Genomic DNA, 21,426 nt, shown 5'->3' with positions numbered 1-21,426 from the left:
GGTTCAGGGGACCCGGACCAGTTCGCCGACCCGGCCCTGGCCGATGTGGAGGCCCAGTCCCGGCGTCAGCGGTCGCGCCCGGATCTGGTCCCCACCCCCGTCCAGCTGGAGATACACCGTGTTCAGTCCGGCCTTGATCGGCGCGGTCACCGGATCGCCGTCGGCCAGACCGACCTCGATCTGTCCGTCCGAGGTCGCGCAGTACGGCAGCGCCACCTTCCACGACCAGACCAGCAGCGGTCCGTCGAGCTGCAGATCGGTGGGACCGGTGACCTCCGGGTCGGCGCAGTCACCGGCCCCGGCGGCGCTGGTACGGATCGGCGTAATGTCTGCCGGGGCCAGGCGTCCGGCGTCGTCGAGGACCTGCAAGGTGTCCGTCGGAGCATCGAATTCGGGCCGGTCCGGCAGCCCGCCGAAGACCTTGCTGACGGTGTTGTACGGCTTGACCAGCGGTAGTAGGACCAGGATCGGGACCTGGTGGTCGAACATCGGGGTGTCGCGGGCCTGCGCCAGCGACGTGCGCGCGTTGGCGAGGTAGTCGCCGGTCGGGTCGGTCTGCCATTCCTTCGAGAACTGGTGGGTGGCGAACAGCGAGCTGACGATGAACGCCCCGGTCGCGGCCACCGCGACCGGGCGCAACCACCGCCGATGACCGGCCGCGACATCCCGGTTGCGTACCGGCGCCACCAGTGTCAACGCCATCGCCATGGTGATGACCAAGGCGCTGTCGGGCAGATACCGGAGAGTCTGGGCCAACTCGACGGTGGTGTGGTCGCCGGTCCGGTTCCAGATGATCGGTATCTGCAACACGACCACGTAACCGGCCACGGCGGCCAGGATCCAGCCGACCCGGCGGCGGGTGTACAGGACGTAGCCGACCGCCGCCGACACCAGAAGCCAGGCGACGACGGTCAGTGGTAGGCCGACCGATCCGAACGGCGGACTCGGCAGCCAGCGCTCCCAGTCCCACGGACCACCGAGCATCCCGGGGATGAGGCCGGCGTTGATCGAGCGCCACGTGATGTTCAATGCCTGCGACACCGAGTGGCCGTCGGGGTCCACCGGCACCACGATCAGATACAGACCCAGCCAGGCCGCAGCTGTCGCGCACAGCCCGATCCAGAGCTCCCGCGCCGATATCCAGGCGGTGCGCACCGCCTGGCCCGCGGTTACGGCGGGACCGGACAGCAGGCACCACAACACCGCCACCGCCATGGCCACCGGCACGATGAGCACCGATTTCTCGAAGAACGCCAGACCGATCACAAATGCCACCAGCGCCCGGCCGATCGCCAACCGCCGGTTCACGACCCGCCCGCGACACAGCTGCACCACCTCGGCCACGACCACGGCCATCGCGATCTGCATCGGCAGCGCATTCAGGCCCGCCGACCACCACGTATATGCCGGCACGGTCAGCGGGGTGAAGAGATAGAACGCCAACGGGACCAGGATGGCCGGACGCAGCCGTCCCGCGATCACGATCAGCATCCGCAGCACGGCCAGGGACGCCAACACCTGCAGGATCACCAGTGTGAGCGCCGGGACCGCCCAGTTCAGCGGCGCCAGATCGGTGCTGATGCCCGCGACGAGGAATGCCCCCGGCATCAGGTGTCCGTCGTGGCCGTACATCAGGTATTCCCAGGAGAAGGTCGAGTGCTCCGAGGCCCGGCCGATGAGGATCAGGTCGTCCCAGTAGAAGTTGCCGCCCGCGACCAGCGCGATCCGCACCATGAGCTGGATGAGGATCAATGCCGACGCGATCCAGAGCACCGTCGCACCCCGAGATGTCGCCCGCACCGGGTGTCCCGGTTCTGGCGATGAGGAGAGCAGCGGAGACGAAGCCGAAGGCGAAGCTCGACCAACCCATTTCCCGGCCGCTGTGGACAGATGCACAACGACCACTCTTACCAGCGTCACCACCGTGCGTGGCACACTTGGGCCCGTGACTGCTGACCAGCCGATCGACCTGTCCGGCCTTGATCTCGGGTCTGACGTGGGAGATCTCCCCGAGGACATCGATGACCTGCGCCGCGAAATCGACCGTGTCGACGCGATAATCCTCGCCGCGATCAAACGACGGACCGCGGTGTCCAAGCGCATCGGACAGACCCGGATGGCTTCCGGCGGTACCCGCCTCGTACACAGTCGTGAGATGAAGGTGCTCGACCGGTTCAGCGAGCTCGGGCAGGAAGGCCACACCCTGGCCATGTTGCTGTTGCGTCTGGGCCGCGGACCGCTCGGACGCTAGCGAGGGGGGTCGCGCCGGATTCGGATCACGACGAATCCAAGTGTGGTCTCCCCCGGGGTGTTGCCTGCAGGATTGGTCGACCCGGGGGGAACGGATCTCCTCGACGCGATCGGATCCGAACCCGGACACAGGAGTGGTGAATGGCCGAGAACGTACTGCTGATCCATTGGCACGACCTCGGCCGGCACCTCGGCTGTTACGGGGCCGGGGGCGTCGACAGTCCGACGATGGATGCGCTGGCTTCCCAGGGAATCCGATTCAGCAATGCCCACGCCACGGCACCGCTGTGCTCACCTGCCCGCGGTTCGCTGTTCACCGGGCGGTACCCCCATTCCAACGGTCTGACCGGTCTGGCCCACCACGGATTCGAATATCACGACGACGTCCGGACACTGCCGGAGATCCTCGGCGAGAACGGCTGGTACAGCGCGCTCTTCGGGATGCAGCACGAGTCGAGCGACCCGGAGCGCCTGGGCTTCGACGAGTTCGACATCTCCGATTCGGAGTGCGACTACGTCGCGGCGCGGTCACAGGAGTGGTTGCGCACCGTGGGCGTCGACGAACAGCGCCGCCGGCAGCCGTTCCTGCTGACGGCCGGCTTCTTCGAGACCCATCGGCCCTATCCGCCCGAGGACTACGTGCACGCCGATCCGAAGAATGTGTCGGTCCCGGCCTTTCTGCCCGACGCCCGGCCCGTTCGTGAGGATCTCGCGGGACTGCTCGGGTCGATCACCAAGGCCGATGCCGCGGTGGGCCGATTACTGGACACCCTCGCCGAACTCGGCCTCGATCGCACCACCTGGGTCGTGTTCGTCACCGACCACGGCCTGGCCTTTCCCCGCGCCAAATCGACGCTGTATTCCGAGGGCACCGGAGTGGCGCTGATCGTGCGGCCGCCCACCGGCCGCAACATCACACCGTTCGTCTACGACGACCTGTTCAGCGGCGTCGACCTGACACCCACCCTCCTGGACCTGCTGGGTGTCGACATCCCTGAGGCGGTGGAAGGGTGTTCACACGCCGAGACGATCACCGGCATCGCCTCGGCCACCGTGCGCGACGAGGCGTTCACCGAGAAGACCTACCACGACAACTTCGATCCGATCCGGGCGATCCGCACCGATCGGTACAGCTACATCGAGAACTACGCCGATCGACCGGCCCTGAGTCTGCCGCTGGACATCCGCGACAGTCCGTCGGCCAGGGCGCTGGACGGTTCGCAGGATCTGCCGCGGGCCCCACGGGAGCTGTACGACCTGCTGGCCGATCCGCTGGAGTTGAACAATCTGGTCGACGATCCTCGCGTCGCCGACGTGCTCGCCGACCTCCGCGAGCGCCTGAACCGGTGGCGCACCGACACCGCGGACGTGTTGCCCACCGAAGCCGAGGGCAACAGGTTCGCGCTGGAGTTCATGGCCCGCTATCGCCGTCAGCTCGACAAGATCGACGAACAGAATGCGGAGCGGTCGCTGCCGTCTCGACGGCCCCGGGCCAGCGAGCGCGAACTCCGCGGCAGGCCGACGACCGCCGAACGGCCCTGACCGTGGTCTTCGGCATCTGCCGGAGACTTCGGGTCAGTCGGAGATCACCGCCTCACCGCGGGGCAACAGCAGTCCGACGGCGACGGCGGCCGCCAGCACCCCGACAGAGCCGGCGATCAGCGCGATCTGCAGACCACTGACAAATGCCGAATCCGCTTGTGCGGCAACCTGACCACCGGCGTGGACCGCTCCGGCGAACGACTCCTTCGCCTTCTCCACCAGACCGGCCGGCGCTCCGGGCAGCTCGAGATGGTTGCGGTAGCCCTGCGTCATCAGGCTGCCGAGTACGGCGATGCCGAGGGCTCCACCTACCTCTCGGGACAGATCGTTCATCGCCGACGCCACACCCTGCTGCGCCGCCGGAAGCGCGCCGGTGATCGCACTCGTCGCGGGCGTCATGGCGGTCCCCATCCCGATCCCGAGGGGGATGAGCCCGGCGAGCATCACCCAGTACGAGGTTCCGACGCCGAGTTGCGAGAGGACTGCCAGTCCGGCGGACACCAGGACCAATCCGGTGACGCACACCGGGCGCGTGCCGAACTTGTCGACCAGCTTCGGTGACAGTCGTGCCGACGGCATCATCACCGCGGCCATCGGGAGCATCTGGATCGCGGACATCAGCGCCGACCCGCCCCGCACGATCTGCAGGTATTGCAGCACCACGACGATGAACCCGAAGAATGCGAAGAACTGCATGAAGATCGACAGGCTCCCGGCGCTCAGTCCGCGATGGCGGAAGATCCGCGGATCGAGCATCGGAACCTTCCGACGCAGTTCGAATCCGATGAACAGGGCCAGGATCACCAGTCCACCGACGATTCCGGTCAGTGTGCGCGCCGACAGCCAGCCCGCCTCGGGTGCTTCGATGATCGAGTACACCAGCACGACGAGTCCGGCGATCGACAGCACCGCACCACCGATGTCGAGCCGGGGGGCCTCAGCGTCGGCCGACTCGGGTACCACCCGCCACGCCGCCACCAGCGCGACCGCCGCCAGTGCCACGTTGAGACCGAAAACCGAACGCCACGACCAGAACTCGAGCAAGATGCCCGAGCACAACAAGCCCAGGATGGCGCTGCCTCCGGCCACACCGGCCCAGATACCGACGGCCTGCGTCCGCTTCTCGGCCGGGAAGGTCCCGGTGATGGTCGACAACGTCGCCGGCATGACCAGCGCCGCCCCGAGGCCCAGAATCGCGCGCAGCACGATCAGTTCTTCTGCCGAGGTTGCCGCCATCGCGACCACCGAGCCCACGCCGAAGATCGCCAGTCCGGCGATCAGGGTTTTGCGTCTGCCGTAGCGGTCCCCGATGGCTCCGGCGAGCAGCAGGAACGAGGCGAAGATCAACGAGTAGGCGTCGATGATCCAGGACAGCTGCGTCTGATCGGCGTGCGTGGCGCGGGCGATGTCCGGCAGGGCGACGTTGAGCGACGACATGGCGGCGACAACGGCCGCCAGGGCGATGCACACCACGACCATGATGGCGCGCGTATTGAGCGGCCTCGGTGTGGTGAGAGGTGTGGTTGTCATGGCGTCCGGCTTTCGGAGGTATCCGGGTGAAACCTGATTCTGAATAACGTTCCAATGATTTGGAATGTCACTCCAAAGGATGGCATATACTGGTCGGGTGGGCAAGAGTGAACCAGAACCGAGAAGCCGGAGAACCAGTCGGCAGCGGGAGGCCGGTGCGGCCACCCGGGCGCAGACCCGGCGCCGGGTGCTGGACGCGGCCATCGAGGTGTTCACCGAAAGTGGTTATGCCGCTGCGACTGTGGCAAAGATCGCCGATCGCGCAGACGTATCGGTACAGAGCCTGTACTCGTCATGGGGCAGCAAACGCGGCCTGTTGCGCGGAATGCTGGAGTCGCAGGTGATCGGGCACCATCCCGGCTCGGTCAACCCCGATGACATGCCGCCGGCCATTCTGGGCAACTTCGATCCGGTCGCCGCCGGGCCCCGGGACCTGATCGCGCACCTGACCCACCAGTTCCGGCTGCTCGCCGAACGCGCCGCCGTCGGTTTCCGGACCTATGCGCAGGCCGCCGCGGTCGACCCCGAGGCCGCCGGCGACTGGCAGTCGCTGATGGAGATCCGGCGGATGAGCATCCGCAATCTCCTGACCAATCTGGACCCGGCTGCGCTACGACCCGGATTGACACCGGAGGCCGCCGGGGACACGGCCTGGGTGATCGCCAGTCCGCAGACCCATCAGCAGCTGGTGGACACCGCCGGATTCACCTACGACGAGCTCGAGGACTGGATCCGGGTGACCCTCACCCGCGCCCTGCTGCCCGACATTCCTGACCGGGGCCACCGCAGCTGACAGCTGTCTCGCTCGGGGCCTTTGCCCGCTGCCACAAGCAGCCACTCGCCGACAGGCGCATCGACGGGCATCGTCACGATTCAGGTCGTCCGGTCGGCTGATGCGCCGCGCCATCGGAGGATTCATACCGCAACCCGGGTCGAGGTCGGCGACGAAGCGCCGGCGATGACGCGGGTGCGCTTGGCGGCAAAGAGGATCAACGCCGCGGGGATGATCCAGTTCAGCAGAAGCCCCCCGGGGTGGTCCCCCGCGATCGTCGTGGTTTCCGCCAACATTCCGGCGACAGTGTGAGCAACCGCGGTCACGAATACGACTGCGGCCCAGAGCAGGCTGATGGTTCGGTTCTTGGCCCGGAAGATGGGTGAGTTCCACACGGCCGCATCAACGGTATCGCGAGCGTATTGCTCGGTGAACGGAATTGTGAAGGCAGAGACTGCCATGACGATGGCCAGCACATAGGTCGACCCGCCGCGCCCGAAGTTGACCAGGAACTGATCGACCCGGTCGCTGCCCACGGTGCCGACGGCGGCGATAATACCGAACGTCAGAACTCCGGCGATGTCGAGAATTTTCCAGCTGCTTCGGATGGCCTCGACGATGGTCAGTGCCAGGGCAACCGCCGCCGCCAAACCAGCTGCCAGAGCAACGTGGTCGGCACCGAACCTCTCCGCGGCGACCGAAAAAAGGATCCACGGGGCGAATCCGATGAGCATCGACTTTCCGTTCATGATTTCTGTCCTTCGAAGTGTTGGTGGTCGCGTGTCGAGGAACCTCGGCTCGTGAATGTCATTGCTGCGAGGTTGTTTGGTCAGTTGTGCGACGGCAGCGTGGCCGGTTGGTAAATCTCGCGATACTGTTCGCCGGCCGGCGCGTGGTAGGTGCATACGCGTTCGCCGAAGTCGACCTCGAACCGCATCACACCCGTCGACCAGATCGAGTCCACGAACTCCGGGAAGGTGCTCCGCCCGGCCTGATTGGTACGTATTGCTTCCACGACTGCCGCCTCGTCGTAGGCCGGAATGTCGACGACATCCTCCCTGGCCGTCGCGCCGGGCTGCAGAACAGAGCCGGTCGCCGTCACAAACGCGCCCGCGCGCGAGTTGACGTCAAAGTAGTACCGAGTCACTCCCGCCTGCCTCAAAGCCTCTGCCCAATAAGGGAACCCACCGACCGCAGGGCGTAGGTCAGTCCCGCGCCGCTGGGCCGCCTCGACGGTGTCAGTGCTTGTACTCATCGAAATCCTCCTGTTTTCCGGAATTACCGCGAAGAGATGTGACGTGATGGAACCAAGATAAGATTCTGACAAGTTATTGTCAAGATGTCGCATGGTTACCGTTTTGGATTTTTCGGACATATCCGATGTCTCTTGGCATGCTGGTACCGTTCGTCCATGGTCAATGACGCGTCGACGGAGATGGGGATCCTGTACTCAGAGTTGTTCGAGGCGGCCGGAGTCGGTCGCCGTCTCGGCGAGAGCATGGCTGCCCAAGAAGGCCAGACCCAGAGCCACTGGCAGACCATGTGGGTGATCGAGACGGCCCCGCTGACAGTTCCCCAGATCGCTCGCCGCCTTGGTGTCACCAGGCAAAACACCCAGCGCGTCGCCGCCGAACTCGAACGCGAGGGCTTCGTCGAGTTCGCACCGAACCCGGACCACAAGACATCACCGCTGGTTCAGCTGACCGCCCAGGGACGCGACACCCTCCATCGGCTCGACGAAAATGCCGCCCACTGGCATGCCGACATGCTCAAAACCTTCACGATCGACGACGTCGCCGCCCTGCGCGCCCTGCTGCAAAAATTCGTGGCGGTCAACAAGCAGTCGCTCGAACGCTCCGCTCCGGATGCCCACTCCAGAACACGACGTCGCGCGGCGACACGATAATTCTCGCCGGCGCCCAGACTCGTTTGACGCCGGCGTTGTGCCGGAATTCCGTCAGGGTGCTCATCGTGTCCTCACAGACGCCTGCCAGGTTCGGAGACGACAGTGGTGGTCAGTCAACGAACTCCGAGACGGGCGAGGTGCACCATGCCGGACAACGCCGCCATCAGCGGGCTCGGCACTGACGTCGTCGTTTCGGTCGCCGACCCGGCGCTGCTCGACCGCGCCGTCGAACACACCGCGGCGGTCGCCGCCCGCCTCGATGCCACCGTCAACCGCGACTGCGGATCCGCCGAGATCGAGGCGGTCGATCTCGCGAACGGCCAACCCGTACTCGTCTCGTCGCTGCTCGATCAGCTGATCATCGAGGCCCTCTACTTCGCCGATCTGACCGACGACGCATCGGGCGTGGTCCACTGCCCGGACACCGATCCGCCGATCCCGGCGTGGCACCGGGTTCAACTCGGACGGGGAACGGTGACCATCCCGGCCGGTGGTCGCCTCGAACTGATGACCACGGCCCGCGCGTTCCTCGCCGACCGGACCAGCCGACTGCTGACCGACACGCTCGGCGGCCCGGTGACGATCCAGGTCGGCCCGGTGACCTCCTCGGCGGGCGGCGCACTCGCCCAGGTGAGCTCCGCCGACCTGGCGGCCATCGATCCGTGCCGGACGGCGACGATCCTGGACCGTGTCAGCGTCGTCGCGGACAGCGCGGCCCTGGCCTTCGCAGCGGCGGTCATGGCCCACCGTCATCCCGACGACGCGGCCGGATGGCTCCACGATCACGTCCGGGCGGCAAAACTCGACAGCCGCCGGCACACGGTGACCACGGTCGGGGCCTGGCCGGTCGCCGACCATGCGCTGGTGGCCTGACCGATCGATTGGGTCAGGTACCTTCCGCGGGCGCGCCGACCGTGCGAAAACCGGCGTTGCCCATCGAGGAGACCGGCGTGTTGTGTGAGCGGGCGGAGTTCCGGTACCGGTTGCAGTACGAGTCGTGGCACAGGTAGGAGCCGCCCCGCAGAACCCGCGACCGGCCCCGTGGCGGTCCTTGCGGGTCCTGGTGGTCGGCGTTGCGGTAGTACCGCGGATCGAAGCGGTCGGCGCACCACTCCCAGACGTTGCCCGCCATCTGCCACAACCCGAATCCGTTGGGCACATAGCTGCGCACCGGCGCCGTCCCGAGGTATCCGTCGTCCGCCGTGTTGCGGTCGGGAAAATCCCCCTGCCAGATGTTGCACAACCAGCTGCCGTCGTCCGCCATCAACTCATCACCCCAGGGATATCGGGCACCGGCCAGGCCCCCACGGGCCGCGTACTCCCATTGCGCCTCGGTGGGCAGGCCGCGGCCGGACCACTGGCAATAGGCCTGGGCATCAACCCAACTGATGTGCACCGCAGGATGATCATCGAGGCCGTCGACACCCGAGCCATTCCCGAACGGCGCACGCCAGTTCGCGCCTGCCACGGCGAGCCACCACGGCGCATCGGGGTAGCGATCGATCACCTCGCCTCCCGGCGCGACGAGCAGGTGGAACACCGCCGAGAAACCCTGTTGCTCGGCGACCGTCAGATAACCGGTCTGCCCCGCGAACTCCGCGAAGTCCGCGGTGGTGACCGGGTGTGTGTCCATCGTGAACGCACTCACCGACACCTCGTGCAACGGCAGTTCGCCGTCGGCGGCGAACCCGTCGCCGGTGTGGTCGCCCATCACGAAATCGCCGGCCGTGATCGCCACCTGCGGGACGCGGTGAATGCCGGTGGCCTCGATCGCCGGTGTCGCATCGTCCTGACCCGACCCGGAGGCAGGTGTGCAGCAGCTCATGGAACCCGATGCTAGGCCGCTTGATCGAGTCGGTGTGCTCGCCGCCACCCGAGATGAACAGTCTGACTAGGCTGATGGTCGAGGTACGGCAGTGAAGAAGCACATTCGCACCACCGATGAAGGGGCTGTCACGATGACGAGCGTTCCGACTGAGCCAAACCGAAAGTTCGATCTGACCGGGTCACAGCCCTGGCAGGAACTGTCTGCGCATCAGCCACATGTGTACGCGATGCATCTGCGGGAGATCTTCGCCGTCGACCCCACTCGCGGAAGCGATCTCACCATCGACGTCGGCGATCTGCACATCGACTATTCCAAGCATCGGGTACTGCGCGAGACCCTGGACCTGCTGCTCGATCTGGCCCGCCAGACCGGCGTCACCGACAAGCGCGACGCGATGTTCTGGGGCGAGCACATCAACACCTCCGAGGACCGCGCGGTCCTGCACACCGCACTGCGACTCCCCCGCGATGCCACCCTCAAGGTCGACGGCCAGGACGTGGTCGCCGATGTCCACGCAGTCCTGGACGCGATGGGCGAGTTCACCGACAAGCTGCGGTCCGGGGAGTGGAAGGGCCACACCGGCAAGCCGATCAAAACCGTGGTGAACATCGGTATCGGCGGTTCCGACCTCGGCCCGGTGATGGTCTACAAAGCGCTGCGCCACTACGTCGACACCGACATCCGCTGCGAGTTCGTCTCCAATGTCGATCCCGCCGACCTGGTCGCCGCACTCGACGGGCTCGACGCGGAGACCACGCTGTTCATCGTCGCGTCCAAGACGTTCACCACCCTCGAGACGTTGACCAACGCCTCGGCGGCCCGGACGTGGCTGCTCCAGAAGCTGGGTGCCGGCCCCGAGGCCGTTGCGAAACACTTTGTCGCAGTGAGCACCAACGCCGAGAAGGTCTCCGAATTCGGGATCGACCCCGCCAACATGTTCGGTTTCTGGGACTGGGTGGGTGGCCGATACTCGGTGGATTCGGCCATCGGGCTCTCGGTGATGGCGGCGATCGGCAAAAAGTCCTTCGCCGAGTTCCTCCACGGATTCAACATCGTCGATCACCACTTCCTCACCGCGCCACTGCATCAGAACGCGCCGGTGATCCTGGGCCTGATCGGGTTGTGGTACTCCAACTTCTGGGACACCTCATCGCGGGCGGTCCTGCCCTACTCCAACGACCTGGCGCGCTTTCCCGCCTATCTGCAGCAGCTGACGATGGAATCGAACGGCAAATCGGTCGACATCGAAGGCCATCACGTGACCACCAACACCGGTGAGATCTTCTGGGGCGAGCCCGGTACCAATGGACAGCACGCTTTCTATCAGCTGCTGCACCAGGGCACCAGGATGATCCCGGCCGATTTCATCGGCTTTGCCGAGCCCACAGACGATCTGCCGACCGCCGATGGCACCGGAAGCATGCATGACCTGCTGATGAGCAACTTCTTCGCACAGACCAAGGTGCTGGCGTTCGGCAAGACCGCGGACGAGGTCGCCGCCGAGGGTGTCGACCCACATGTGGTCGCACACAAGGTGATGCCGGGCAACCGTCCGACCACATCGATCCTGGCGCCCAAGCTCACCCCGTCGGTTGTCGGGCAACTGATCGCACTCTACGAACACCAGGTGTTCGTCGAAGGTGCCATCTGGGGCATCAACAGTTTCGATCAGTGGGGTGTCCAACTCGGGAAGACCCAGGCCTCCGAGCTGTTGAAGACGATCACCGAAGCCGATTCGCCGCGGACCCAGGATGATTCGTCCACCGATTCGCTACTGCGCTGGTATCGAACACATCGCGGCCGCAACGCATGAAACGCAGGGGAAGGTCCGGCGATACCACCCGCCCCGGGGTCCGGAGCGAGCGACTCGGTGTGCCAGATGACATCTTCTGGCGGACCCATCAGGGCCTGGGCCTTCCCCTCTACATGCAAGGACTCTGGCGTTTCGAGGCGGTTCTGACCGCGGCCGACCTCGAGCCGGCCCGTCGCGCCTTGGCGATCGGACCACTGAACCGGCGGGTCGTCCGGCCGCGGATCTGGCCCGCCCGCAACGCCTTTGTCCCCGACGCCGAGGTGGCACCGATCTACGAAGAGCCCGGACCCCTGGCTCCGGGGACCATCACCGCCTGGGCCGACGAGCGCGGGAACACCGATCTCGACATCGGTTCGGGTCCGGTGTGGGAGTTGTCGGTCGCCCGGCTCGAGACCGGCGGCAGCATCGTCTCGCTGGTCTGCTCGCACGTGGTCGCCGACGCGCGATCACTGGTGGTGGCCGCCGGGATCGCCGCGGACCAAAGCACCGCCGCCGCACAGCAGCTTTCCGGGACGACCGGGTCCCCGTCGTCACCCGGGCTCGTCGATGATCTCCGGGACGCGGCCTCGCAGCTCCGGATCGTGGTCGGCGGCGTCGCGCGAAGTCTCTGGAAGGGCTGCCGGGATCGAGAGCACCGCGCCGAGCTGTTCGCTGCCGCCAAACGCCCTCCCGCTGGGCCTTCCAAGGCCTTCGGGTCACCGCAGTGGCGAGAGCCGACAGCCATCTTCTCCGTGGATGCCGCCGCCTGGACCGCGACCGCCACGCAGCACGGTGGCACGCCGAATACCCTGTTCACGTCGCTGATCGGCGAACTCGTACTGCAGATCCGGGGTTCGGGCCCCGTTGATCTCTCGATACCGGTTGCCCAGAGCGGCGGCGAGGCAAACTCTTTGGCGGCCGCCGCGATCGCCGTCAGCTCGATCGACGAATGCCATGACCTGCCCCTGCTACGCCGGCGGGCCCGAGCCGGTTACGCCGCAGCCGGCGCCGAGTCCGGGATGGGACCGCCGGCGGGCATGCCCGCCGAACTGTTGCAGGTCATCGGACACCGCGCCGCGCATGCCCTCGTACCCGACCCTGGCTCGCGAGATGGTCTGGCCTCCAACCTCGGTCGGCTCGACGGCATCCTGTCGATGCTGGCCGGTCATCGCGGCCAGGTGATCGCGGCCCGCTCCGTACATCCGAGACTGACCGCCCAGGCCACGCGGACGACGCGGACGTCCGTGTCCGGCTGGGCGGCGACGTCGGATGGGGTGATCACCATCGCCCTGGCGATCCCCGACCCGGCAGTAGCAACCAGTGACGACCTACATGAATTGATCGACAAGGCTCTCGGACACTGGGAACTGGCAGCGACCTATTGGTGATCGACCCCGACTTTGCATCGCGGCGTTTGGACAGATGACACAAAGTACGTACGGTCAGTTGAATGACTGCCCAACCCCTGAGCACTCTGGCGAGCTCGTACTCCGCGTTCGAATGGACTGAGACCAACCGACTTTGGCTCATCGAGAACCCGATCCGCATAGTCGTGTACATCGTTGCCGGACTGCTCGCCCGGTATGTCGCGAACCGGGTGATCGACCGGGCCACGCGGCGTCCACCGGCGGATTCCCGCAACCCCCACGCACAGCCGGCGCTGTTGCGGCACCTCCGGGAACGGACACCCAGGTCCCTGCGGGATCCGAAGGTCGCGCAGCGACGTCAGCAGCGCGCCGAGACCATCGGATCGGTCCTCAAGTCGACGGCCTCGATCGTGATCCTGGTCTGGGTGGTACTGACCTGCCTGAGCGTTCTCGAGGTCGACATCGCCCCGTTCCTCGCCTCCGCCGGGCTCGTCGGCCTCGCCATCGGCTTCGGCGCCCAAAATCTGGTGAAAGACTTCGTCTCCGGCGTGTTCATGCTGCTCGAGGACCAATACGGGGTCGGTGACATCGTCGACCTCGGTGAGGCGATCGGCGAGGTCGAATCGGTGGGCCTGCGGGTCACCACCGTCCGCGACATCGACGGCACCCTGTGGTACGTCCGCAACGGTGAGATCATCCGAGTCGGCAACATGAGCCAGGACTACGCCGTGGCGCGGATCGAGATCCCGGTGGCACACAACGTGGACCTCGAACGCGCTCAGGAGGTCGCCCTCGAAGCAGCGCAGCAGGTGGTGGCCGACGAGTCGGTCGCCGACGACGTCCTCGGACCTCCGGAAATGCTGGGTGTCCAGGACATCTCGGCGGACATGGTCACCCTGCGCATCCTGCTCAAGACCCGGCCGAATGCCCAATGGGCGCTACAGCGACGGATCCGGAAGGAAATCCTGGCCGCCTACGAGGCCAACAACATCCGGCTCCCCTACCCCAGCGTCCGGGAGTTCGGCCCCTCGGCCATGTCCGGTGGTGCGGCGCAGGACGACGGATAGTCCTCAGTTCCAGCGAGACTCGTCGAACAGCTCGTCCGGGATCGGGTCGCCGGGCTCCACGCCGAGCACTTCCAGCCGGCCCATCATGACCGCGGCCAGGGCGACGTGGGTCACGATGTCGCGGGGCCCGCTGACCCGCACATCGGGTGCACCCCCGATGAATTCGAGTTCGAGGGTGGGAGCGCACGTCCCCATCGGCAGGCTGTTGTGCCCGGTCTCGGCGAGCCAGGCCTCGAACCCCGCGCCGTCAACGGCCTCGACGATGTCGCCGTTGTCGACGGCCGCCATCACCTCCGACAGCGTCGCCAGCTCTCCGCTCTCCCCGGTCGACGGATCGAAGCCGACCACCTGCTGTGGATCGACTGCGGGGTCGTTGTCGAGGGTGAAGTACAGAACGCCGCGCCAATCGCCGGCGTAACAGGTGATGTCGTCCCGACCGAAGATGTCGGACAGGAGGTCACTCATCGTGACCTGCATCTCGTATCCGTACAACTGGAACGCGCCGCGTCCGTGGACCTCGCCATCATCTTTTGCCATGGGTGTCAGCCTACGTCCTCCACCCCGGGCCGTTGACCACATCCGGTCGGCAGGTCCGCGTACACCATCCGACGCCCCGGCCCCCACCGCCGACCGTGCCGAAATCACCGCCGACCGTGCCGAAAACGACTGTATTTCAGTGTCTTTGGAACTCACACTTGTCGAACGTCAGAGATGCACACCTCACGCACTGACCGACTGCTCCTCGGTCAACGCCGCGACCACCGAATCTGTGGCGGCCCGATCGCCGACAGTGATCCGCACGCCGCGCAGTGCACCGGGCACCGCGCACACCTTCGCCGCCACACCGCCGCACCGCAGTTCGGCGGCCAGTTCCTGCGGCCGTTCCGACGGTACGAACACATGGTTCGCCTGACTTGCCAGGCTCGTGATCCCGATCTCCTGCAAGCCGGCCCGCAACCGGGTCCGCTCGTCACGGACAACCCGGACCCGTTGCCGTAGTGCGTCGGTGGCTGCCAACGCCGCAGGTACGGCAAGCGCTGCCGCCGATCCCACGGCGAACGGAACTTCGAATCGGCGCACCTTCTCGATCAGCGGCGCACCCCCGACCGCATAACCGACCCGCAGCGCAGCGAGTCCGTGCGCTTTGGAAAATGTGCGCAGCACAATGACATTCGGGTGATGGAGCAGCAACAGATGCAGGTCTGGTGTGTAGTCGGCGAACTCGAAGTACGCCTGATCCAGGATCACCACCACATCTTTGGGCACGCGGCGCAGAAAGCCGTGCAGTGCGGGCTCATCGATGACCGATCCGGTGGGGTTGTGGGGCGAACACAGCACCACCACCTTGGTCCCGGCCCCGATCGCTGCCGCCATGGCCCGCAGGTCCGTGCCACCGTCCGCACGCAACGGGACCGCGTCGACATGCACATCAGCGAGATCCGCCAGGATCGGGTAGCCGTCAAAAGTCGGTGTCGCGGTGAGCATCCGACCACCGGGCGGACAAAATGCCTGCAGAACCTGGTACGCCAGGCCGGTCGCGCCGGCTCCGATACTGACCCAGTCGCCGGGTACACCGAGGTGATCGGCCACTTGAGAACGCAGGGTGTCCGGGATGAACTCCGGATACCGGTTGGCGCTGCCGACACACTCGTGTAGGGCTGCCGCAACACCGGGCAGGGGCGGATAGGGACTTTCGTTGAGGTTCAACGGGATCAGCGCGGTCATCGCCCACCCCATCGGATCGCGGTGGCAGCCGCATAGTCACCGGCGTGGGCGAAGGCCGCCATCAGCACGATGTCGCCGGCCTGGATGCGGCCGTCGGTGATCGCCGTGTCGAGCGTCAGTGGCACACCCACGCCGAACAGATTCCCGCACTCCTCGAACGTATCCGGATGACGCTCCTTCGGCAGTTCCAGGGCGTCGCGCCAGTTGCGCAGGAAGATCCGGTTGGGCTGATTGGTGACGAACCAGTCGACGTCTTTGGTCGCGACCCCGATCTTGTCTGCAACGTCGTAGGCGACCTCCGGGACCAGCCGATTGCCGCGTGCGAGGACCTTGGAGATCTTGGTCTCGGTGAATCCGATGTGCACCTGACCCGGGCCGGCCTCCCAGTACTTTCGTTGGGGGTACGCCACCGACGTCATGTCACCGGCGTACTCGCCGTAGGACCGGCAGGTGGTGGCCAGGATCGGGGAGTCATCGCTGATCTCCAGCAGCGCCACACTCGATCCGTCACCGGGAATCGACGCCTGCGGTTTGCCGCGGACCTGATCCTGGACGAAGACCTGGCCGGCACTGTTCTGGGCATTGGCTATCAACGCTTTTCGGGCACCCGAGGCGATCATCAATTGTTGGGCCATCTTCATCATGTGGATGAACGATGCGCATCCGCCGTTGTGGACGTCGATCACCCACTCCGGTTTGATGCCGAGTCGCTGCGAGACCTCCCCACCGCATCCCACCACCGGGAGTTCCGGCAGCTGACTGTGTGTGATGAGGATGTCGACGTCGTCGAGGACCTCGGACCCGCGCCGGTCCAGCAGTCCGGACATCGCGCGTTCGATCATCTCGGCCGAGGTCTCATTCGGATCCGCATGGTGCCGGTACTCCGGCGCCCGGAACATGAGGTTGTCTGCCAGATCATCGGATTCGGCATACTGGGCGAAATAGGATGCCGGGACCCGGTTCTCGGGCAGGTAACTGGCGACATCGACCAGGGAGACTGTCGGGGGTGTCATCGGCTCATCCATTCTGGCTTGATCGGCAATCCGTTGTGATTGCGGTATTCGGCAATGGCTTTGAGGTTGTCCATCTCGAGTTGGTGTCCGGCGGAGAACATGTCCCAGAAGTCGCCGACCCAGACCGGACGCTCCGGCGGGGCCGTCTCCGGATAGCCGTTGTCGTCATAGAACGGGTGTTTGCAGTTGTTCCACAACACCACCGACCCCGGCTTGTTCAGCACCACCTGCGCATCGACCACGCGCATCAGATAGATCATCCACAGGTGTTTTCCCTGGTCCCAGGCGCAGTGGTAGTCGACGGTCATGGCGTCGGCGTGGGAGACCGTGCGGGTGAAGCACTTGGTGTCGTCGCCGAGGCGGTCCTGCGAGACCCACAGCCCCGGTTCGTCGGTAGGTGTGAATCCCCGCAGGCTGTAGGTCCACTCCTCCAGGGATCTGGTGTCGGAGAGCCAGTCGAAGAGCTCGCGCGGCGGCGCATCGACGTAGGCCTGAACCGGGCAGAACTCACCGAACACCTGGTCATGGGGGTACACCGACCGGAGCATGTCCAGGATGATCGGGGTCGCCTTCTTCCGGTCGTGGGTCTCGATCCGGTGCAGACCCGGGAGGCCTTCGGCATTGTGGCCGAGGTCTTCCAGCGCGGGCAGGGTGACGGTCATCGGTTCTCCTCGAGTGTTGTACGGGCGGCAAGAAACGGGGCAAAAGGTGGGAGTTCGTCCGGATCGGTCTGCACCACGAGGCAATGTGGGCCGTCTCCGTCGAAGGCGGTGTCGCCGCAGGCAAGCAGCTCGGTACGTGACCGGGCGCCACCGACGGTCAGGGAGGGGAACATCGCGGAGAGTCCGGCCTCGAAGTCGGTGGGCCGAAACCGATTGACGCTCGGGGTGTTCGGGAAGTAGAGCTGTTCACGGGTCACACACATTCCGTGGGCATTGTTGTTGAACAGGACAACGGTCAGCGGCAACCGGTGTTCGATGGCGGTGTGGATCTCCATGCCGTGCATGAGAAATGCCCCATCTCCGGCCAGGACCACCGAACGACGACCGGTGACCATCGCGGCGCCGATCGCGGCGCCGAAGGCGTATCCCATGCCGCCCATACCGAGCGCGACGACAAATCGTCCGCCGCGGTCCACCGGCAGGTGATGGATCGCCGCCGCGCCGACATTACCGGCGTCGGCAAAGACGTTGGAACCCAGCGGTATCCGATCTCCGATGGTCTGGATCACCTGGATGGACGTCAGCAACCCGGCGCCTCCGGGGCTCACCCGCGCCGGGGTCGGCAACGCTTCGATCCCGGGCCTGACCCTTCTCGTCCGGACCCCTCCGGTGTCGATGTTCTTGGTGATGACCTGCACCGCCCACCGTAGGTCGGCGATCTGGACATGGGTGTCCACATCGATCGTCGGCGACTCGGCACCGAGGTGGATGACGATGGTGTCGCCGGTATCGAGGCCGGCCCGGTCGGTCAGGCTCAGGCGGCTCCCCAGCACCAGCAGGACGGCCGACTTCGCGACCGCGGCCGCTGCCGACGGGTGTCCCATCACACCGGTCAGTCCCACCGTCGGTACGCCCGAATCGAGGACGTCGCGACCACCCGGTGTGGCGGCCAGGACCCCCTCGGCCGCGGTGACCAGGTCGGCCAGGTCATCTCCGAGCTGTTGCCGGGACGCCTCCTCACCGGCCAGGACCGTGACCGCGCCGCGCGCTTCGGACAGCGTTGCGGCGACCTCTTCCAGCTCCGCGACCGGTGCGACGGTGCGATCGGGAACACATCGAAGCCGTGGGCGGTCGACGACCAGGGAACTCTGGACGTCCTTCGGGATGATCAGTGCGACCGGAAGATTGGCTGCGAGAACTTCTTCGGCGGAGTTGAGGGCCGCATGGATTTGCTGCGGCGCATCGATTTTCAGACACAAACCGGTCACGGCCGAGAAGATCGACATGGCATCGATGGTGTCCGGCGGACTGAGCATGTCCTGAAAGCCGCCGTGACCCTCGAGTACGGCGGGAGCCGAACCGATCAAAGCCAGCACCGGTACCCGGCTGTCGAAGGATTCGGCCAGTGCCGCAACCACGTTCATCGCGCCGCCACCGGAGGTGGTCATCACCGCCGCCGGCTTCCCGGTGAGCCGGGCGGCCCCGTCGGCCATGGTCCCCGCCGAGAACTCATGTTTGGCCACAACAGGTTCGACGTCGGAGCCGGCCAGTGCCGCGGCGTACAGGTCTTCGATGTTCGCACCGTGTACGCCGAATATCCGATCGACACCGAGGGCACCGAGCCTCCGGATGATCACGTCGGCAACCGTTGCCTTCGCGGACTGTGGATCTGTCATGAACCAACCCTGCGCCCGCCGGCCTGAAGGGTTCCTGAAAGCGTTCCCCTGGTATCTGCCGATCGGCGGACATACTCTGGGGACTACCCGCAGCAACAGCTGGAAGGCCTGCCGATGGCCAGGACATGCAATGTCCGCGCGATGTTCCGCCGGAATCAGGGAGTGCGAATGCGCTCCACGATCGTGGCGACCTGCATCGTTGCCATCGCCATGTTCGTCGGCGCCGTCATCATGTTGTTCATGTTGCAGCGGTACCAGGACCGGCAGATGTACGAGTCCACCGGCACCCGGTCGTATGACATCGCGCATCAGATCAACGAGGGAGGTCTGGACTCGGTGGATCCTGATCTCCTCTTCACCACAACAGGTATCGACATCATCCAGGTCGTCGACCAGAACGGTGTCGTGGTGGCCGGCAGTCCAGGTGCCACCCAGGAACCGATCTCGACGGCGGCCCCGGGGTGGTGGCGGACGCAGCGGATCGACGACGTCGACATACCCGGGCGATCCGGACACTACTGCGGGCAGATCACCGGTGCCCGATACGACGGGATCGGCTACAGCGTCATCACGGTCGTCTCCACCAAGGTGTACGCATCGGCATTGCTGAATACCGCCGCCATCCTGGCCATCGAGTTCCCGATCGTGATCCTGATCGCCGGAGCCGCCATCTACTACTTCGTCGGCCGCGCCCTGGCCCCGGTCACCCGCATCACCAAGCAGGTATCGGCGATCACCAGCTCGGACCTGAGCCGCCGCGTCCCGGTGCCCTCGACCGACGACGAGGTGACGACGCTGGCGGTCACCATGAACACCATGCTCGACCGTCTCGAAAAGAGCCGGGCCAGCCAGCTCGAGTTCGTCGGCGACGCCTCACATGAGTTGCGGTCGCCACTGACCACCCTGGTCGGCATCCTCGACCTGGCCGACGACACCGATTCACCGATCGACGTCGACACGGTCCGCACCATCCTGTTGCCCGAAGCCCAGCGGATGAACACCATGGTCGCCGACCTGCTGCTACTCGCCCGCGCCGACGAACGCGGTATCCCGCTGACGGTCGACGAGGTCGACCTCGACGACATCGTCGGTTCAGAGGTCCAGCGACTCCGGTCGCTCGGCCTGGCAAAGGTGGTCGCCGACGTCACACCGATCCGGGTCATCGGCGACTCAGACAAATTGCAGCGGGCGATCCGTAATCTGACCGACAACGCGGCCCACCACGCGAACTCCACGATCACCATCAAGATGAAAAAGGACACCGACCGCTCCACCACGACCATCGAGGTCAGCGATGATGGGCCCGGTGTCCCGGAAGCTGTCCGGGACAAGATCTTCGACCGGTTTTACCGACACGAACTCGATCGTGGCCGCCATCAGGTCGGGTCGGGTCTGGGACTTCCGATCGCGATGGAGATCGCCCGCGCACACGGCGGGACGATCACCGTCACCGAGGCGCCGGGAGGCGGCGCATGCTTCGCGATGACCATTCGAACCGAGACCACGGTTCCACCGGTGGACGATCCCACCCTTCGCGACAGCCGAGAAGGCACACTAGCCGTCGGCCAGACAATACCCGGCACCCCGGACCGTCTGAATTGAGTTGGCGCCGAACGGGATATCGATCCGTTTTCGGAGATATCGGATGTACACCTCGACGATGTTCACATCACCGTCGTAGTTCACGTCCCAGATCGCCTGCATGATCTCCGTTTTGGTGACCACCCGACCCTTGTTGCGCATGAGGAACTCGAGCACCGAGTACTCACGGGGGGTCAATTTGATCGGGACGTCGCCGCGATGCACGCCATGATCGGACGGGTTGAGGCGCAGCGACCCGGCGGACAGGACCGCGGGCCGCTCCCGGACCCCCCGCCGCAACAATGCCCGCAATCGCGCCTTGAGAACAACCACAGAAAAGGGTTTGACCAGGTAGTCGTCGGCTCCGTAGTCGAGCGCCTCGGCCTGGTCGTACTCGCCATCCTTTGCCGAGAGCATCAGAACGGGGGTCCACACATGCCGGCCGCGCAATTCTTTGATGACCTGATAGCCGTTCAGCTTCGGGAGCATGATGTCGAGCACGATCACGTCGAAGTCGTTCTCCGTGCCCTGCCACAGCCCCTCGGCACCGTCGCGGGCGATGACCACGCTCCAACCATCGCTGACCAGCATCCGCCGGACCGTCTCGGCCGCGCGAACGTCATCCTCGACCACGAGAACACGCACCACCAAGCCTCCTCCGCGCTGACCAACGCGATTCCAGCGTACTTCGGCCGGTCCATGCAGACCGTTGACA

The 21,426-nt window shown here is 65.7% G+C and carries 20 protein-coding genes; 9 read left to right on the top strand and 11 right to left on the bottom strand.

All coding sequences use genetic code 11. The features are described 5' to 3' along the window. Nucleotides 1-3: 3 nt before the first annotated feature. Entirely contained in the window at nt 4-1,773 is a 1,770-nt protein-coding gene (locus tag AC51GT_RS18570) for a hypothetical protein (RefSeq protein ID WP_496329740.1), read from the bottom strand. Between the two features lie 172 nt (nt 1,774-1,945). On the opposite strand from AC51GT_RS18570, the gene AC51GT_RS18565 reads away from it, so the two are divergent. Both AC51GT_RS18565 and AC51GT_RS18560 read left to right on the top strand, forming a co-directional pair. After that, nucleotides 1,946-2,251, top strand: a complete 306-nt coding sequence (locus tag AC51GT_RS18565) for a chorismate mutase (RefSeq protein ID WP_496326561.1) — start codon at nt 1,946-1,948, stop codon at nt 2,249-2,251. A gap of 140 nt (nt 2,252-2,391) precedes the next feature. Further along, nucleotides 2,392-3,792 (top strand): sulfatase family protein, encoded by a 1,401-nt coding sequence (locus tag AC51GT_RS18560; RefSeq protein WP_496329739.1) that lies wholly within the window; start codon nt 2,392-2,394, stop codon nt 3,790-3,792. A gap of 33 nt (nt 3,793-3,825) precedes the next feature. Here the strand turns inward: AC51GT_RS18560 and AC51GT_RS18555 are convergent, their stop codons facing one another. Continuing rightward, nucleotides 3,826-5,322: an MFS transporter gene (locus AC51GT_RS18555; RefSeq protein ID WP_496329738.1), complete on the bottom strand. Its 1,497-nt coding sequence runs from the start codon at nt 5,320-5,322 to the stop codon at nt 3,826-3,828. Between the two features lie 97 nt (nt 5,323-5,419). On the opposite strand from AC51GT_RS18555, the gene AC51GT_RS18550 reads away from it, so the two are divergent. Further along, nucleotides 5,420-6,115, top strand: a complete 696-nt coding sequence (locus AC51GT_RS18550) for a TetR/AcrR family transcriptional regulator (RefSeq protein ID WP_496329737.1) — start codon at nt 5,420-5,422, stop codon at nt 6,113-6,115. A gap of 122 nt (nt 6,116-6,237) precedes the next feature. Here AC51GT_RS18550 and AC51GT_RS18545 read toward each other — a convergent pair whose 3' ends face one another. Beyond that, complete coding sequence (locus AC51GT_RS18545; protein WP_496329736.1) at nt 6,238-6,843, bottom strand: hypothetical protein; 606 nt, start codon at nt 6,841-6,843, stop codon at nt 6,238-6,240. An 80-nt stretch (nt 6,844-6,923) separates the two neighbouring features. Then, on the bottom strand, nt 6,924-7,349 hold the full coding sequence (locus tag AC51GT_RS18540) for a DUF1398 family protein (protein WP_496329735.1): 426 nt from the start codon (nt 7,347-7,349) through the stop codon (nt 6,924-6,926). Between the two features lie 156 nt (nt 7,350-7,505). Between AC51GT_RS18540 and AC51GT_RS18535 the strand changes: the two genes are divergently transcribed. Further along, the gene (locus tag AC51GT_RS18535) at nt 7,506-8,000 is read left to right on the top strand and encodes a MarR family winged helix-turn-helix transcriptional regulator (RefSeq protein WP_496326555.1); all 495 of its coding nucleotides are present in this window, start codon (nt 7,506-7,508) and stop codon (nt 7,998-8,000) included. 144 nt (nt 8,001-8,144) lie between these two features. After that, nucleotides 8,145-8,873 carry a hypothetical protein gene (locus AC51GT_RS18530; RefSeq protein WP_496329734.1) on the top strand — a complete coding sequence of 243 codons (729 nt, stop codon included), beginning with the start codon at nt 8,145-8,147 and terminating at the stop codon, nt 8,871-8,873. 13 nt (nt 8,874-8,886) lie between these two features. Here AC51GT_RS18530 and AC51GT_RS18525 read toward each other — a convergent pair whose 3' ends face one another. Then, complete coding sequence (locus AC51GT_RS18525) at nt 8,887-9,825, bottom strand: formylglycine-generating enzyme family protein (protein ID WP_496329733.1); 939 nt, start codon at nt 9,823-9,825, stop codon at nt 8,887-8,889. Nucleotides 9,826-9,958: 133 nt separating this feature from the next. Here AC51GT_RS18525 and pgi point away from each other — a divergent pair, with 133 nt between their 5' ends. The 3 genes from pgi to AC51GT_RS18510 all read left to right on the top strand — a co-directional run bounded on the left by pgi (nt 9,959) and on the right by AC51GT_RS18510 (nt 14,054). Beyond that, nucleotides 9,959-11,641 carry a glucose-6-phosphate isomerase gene (pgi, locus tag AC51GT_RS18520; protein ID WP_496329732.1) on the top strand — a complete coding sequence of 561 codons (1,683 nt, stop codon included), beginning with the start codon at nt 9,959-9,961 and terminating at the stop codon, nt 11,639-11,641. A 59-nt stretch (nt 11,642-11,700) separates the two neighbouring features. Next, a complete protein-coding gene (locus AC51GT_RS18515; RefSeq protein WP_496329731.1) occupies nt 11,701-13,008 on the top strand; it encodes a hypothetical protein in 1,308 nt (435 codons plus the stop codon). 62 nt (nt 13,009-13,070) lie between these two features. Continuing rightward, nucleotides 13,071-14,054, top strand: a complete 984-nt coding sequence (locus tag AC51GT_RS18510; RefSeq protein WP_496329730.1) for a mechanosensitive ion channel family protein — start codon at nt 13,071-13,073, stop codon at nt 14,052-14,054. Between the two features lie 3 nt (nt 14,055-14,057). On the opposite strand, the gene AC51GT_RS18505 is transcribed toward AC51GT_RS18510, so the two are convergent. The 5 genes from AC51GT_RS18505 to AC51GT_RS18485 form a co-directional block, all read right to left on the bottom strand. Continuing rightward, the gene (locus AC51GT_RS18505) at nt 14,058-14,591 is read right to left on the bottom strand and encodes a hypothetical protein (protein WP_496329729.1); all 534 of its coding nucleotides are present in this window, start codon (nt 14,589-14,591) and stop codon (nt 14,058-14,060) included. Between the two features lie 183 nt (nt 14,592-14,774). Continuing rightward, the gene (locus AC51GT_RS18500; RefSeq protein ID WP_496329728.1) at nt 14,775-15,779 is read right to left on the bottom strand and encodes a pyridoxal phosphate-dependent aminotransferase; all 1,005 of its coding nucleotides are present in this window, start codon (nt 15,777-15,779) and stop codon (nt 14,775-14,777) included. Continuing rightward, nucleotides 15,776-16,792: a 3-oxoacyl-ACP synthase III family protein gene (locus AC51GT_RS18495; protein ID WP_496329727.1), complete on the bottom strand. Its 1,017-nt coding sequence runs from the start codon at nt 16,790-16,792 to the stop codon at nt 15,776-15,778. Before AC51GT_RS18495 ends, AC51GT_RS18500 begins: the two co-directional genes overlap by 4 nt. Then, nucleotides 16,789-17,454, bottom strand: coding sequence for an SRPBCC family protein (locus tag AC51GT_RS18490; RefSeq protein ID WP_496326547.1), 666 nt, complete (start codon nt 17,452-17,454; stop codon nt 16,789-16,791). The genes AC51GT_RS18495 and AC51GT_RS18490 overlap by 4 nt, the downstream gene beginning before the upstream one ends. Beyond that, entirely contained in the window at nt 17,451-19,130 is a 1,680-nt protein-coding gene (locus AC51GT_RS18485) for a thiamine pyrophosphate-binding protein (protein ID WP_496329726.1), read from the bottom strand. Before AC51GT_RS18485 ends, AC51GT_RS18490 begins: the two co-directional genes overlap by 4 nt. Nucleotides 19,131-19,298: 168 nt before the next feature. On the opposite strand from AC51GT_RS18485, the gene AC51GT_RS18480 reads away from it, so the two are divergent. Further along, the gene (locus tag AC51GT_RS18480) at nt 19,299-20,732 is read left to right on the top strand and encodes a sensor histidine kinase (RefSeq protein ID WP_496329725.1); all 1,434 of its coding nucleotides are present in this window, start codon (nt 19,299-19,301) and stop codon (nt 20,730-20,732) included. Here AC51GT_RS18480 and AC51GT_RS18475 read toward each other — a convergent pair. Beyond that, nucleotides 20,685-21,356, bottom strand: a complete 672-nt coding sequence (locus AC51GT_RS18475; protein WP_496329812.1) for a response regulator transcription factor — start codon at nt 21,354-21,356, stop codon at nt 20,685-20,687. The genes AC51GT_RS18480 and AC51GT_RS18475 overlap by 48 nt on opposite strands. Between the last annotated feature and the right edge of the window lie 70 nt (nt 21,357-21,426).

It is taken from the genome of Williamsia sp. z34 (assembly GCF_059553395.1).
The sequence above is the reverse complement of the archived record's forward strand: the minus strand, read 5'-3'. Positions and strand labels throughout refer to the sequence as shown.

Coding starts and splice junctions, on each gene's coding strand:
- AC51GT_RS18560 (WP_496329739.1), top strand. CDS start 2,392: ATGGCCGAGAACGTACTGCTGATCCATTGGCACGACCTCGGCCGGCAC.
- AC51GT_RS18555 (WP_496329738.1), bottom strand. CDS start 5,322: ATGACAACCACACCTCTCACCACACCGAGGCCGCTCAATACGCGCGCC.
- AC51GT_RS18545 (WP_496329736.1), bottom strand. CDS start 6,843: ATGAACGGAAAGTCGATGCTCATCGGATTCGCCCCGTGGATCCTTTTT.
- AC51GT_RS18540 (WP_496329735.1), bottom strand. CDS start 7,349: ATGAGTACAAGCACTGACACCGTCGAGGCGGCCCAGCGGCGCGGGACT.
- AC51GT_RS18535 (WP_496326555.1), top strand. CDS start 7,506: ATGGTCAATGACGCGTCGACGGAGATGGGGATCCTGTACTCAGAGTTG.
- AC51GT_RS18530 (WP_496329734.1), top strand. CDS start 8,145: ATGCCGGACAACGCCGCCATCAGCGGGCTCGGCACTGACGTCGTCGTT.
- AC51GT_RS18525 (WP_496329733.1), bottom strand. CDS start 9,825: ATGAGCTGCTGCACACCTGCCTCCGGGTCGGGTCAGGACGATGCGACA.
- pgi (WP_496329732.1), top strand. CDS start 9,959: ATGACGAGCGTTCCGACTGAGCCAAACCGAAAGTTCGATCTGACCGGG.
- AC51GT_RS18510 (WP_496329730.1), top strand. CDS start 13,071: ATGACTGCCCAACCCCTGAGCACTCTGGCGAGCTCGTACTCCGCGTTC.
- AC51GT_RS18505 (WP_496329729.1), bottom strand. CDS start 14,591: ATGGCAAAAGATGATGGCGAGGTCCACGGACGCGGCGCGTTCCAGTTG.
- AC51GT_RS18500 (WP_496329728.1), bottom strand. CDS start 15,779: ATGACCGCGCTGATCCCGTTGAACCTCAACGAAAGTCCCTATCCGCCC.
- AC51GT_RS18495 (WP_496329727.1), bottom strand. CDS start 16,792: ATGACACCCCCGACAGTCTCCCTGGTCGATGTCGCCAGTTACCTGCCC.
- AC51GT_RS18490 (WP_496326547.1), bottom strand. CDS start 17,454: ATGACCGTCACCCTGCCCGCGCTGGAAGACCTCGGCCACAATGCCGAA.
- AC51GT_RS18485 (WP_496329726.1), bottom strand. CDS start 19,130: ATGACAGATCCACAGTCCGCGAAGGCAACGGTTGCCGACGTGATCATC.
- AC51GT_RS18480 (WP_496329725.1), top strand. CDS start 19,299: ATGCGCTCCACGATCGTGGCGACCTGCATCGTTGCCATCGCCATGTTC.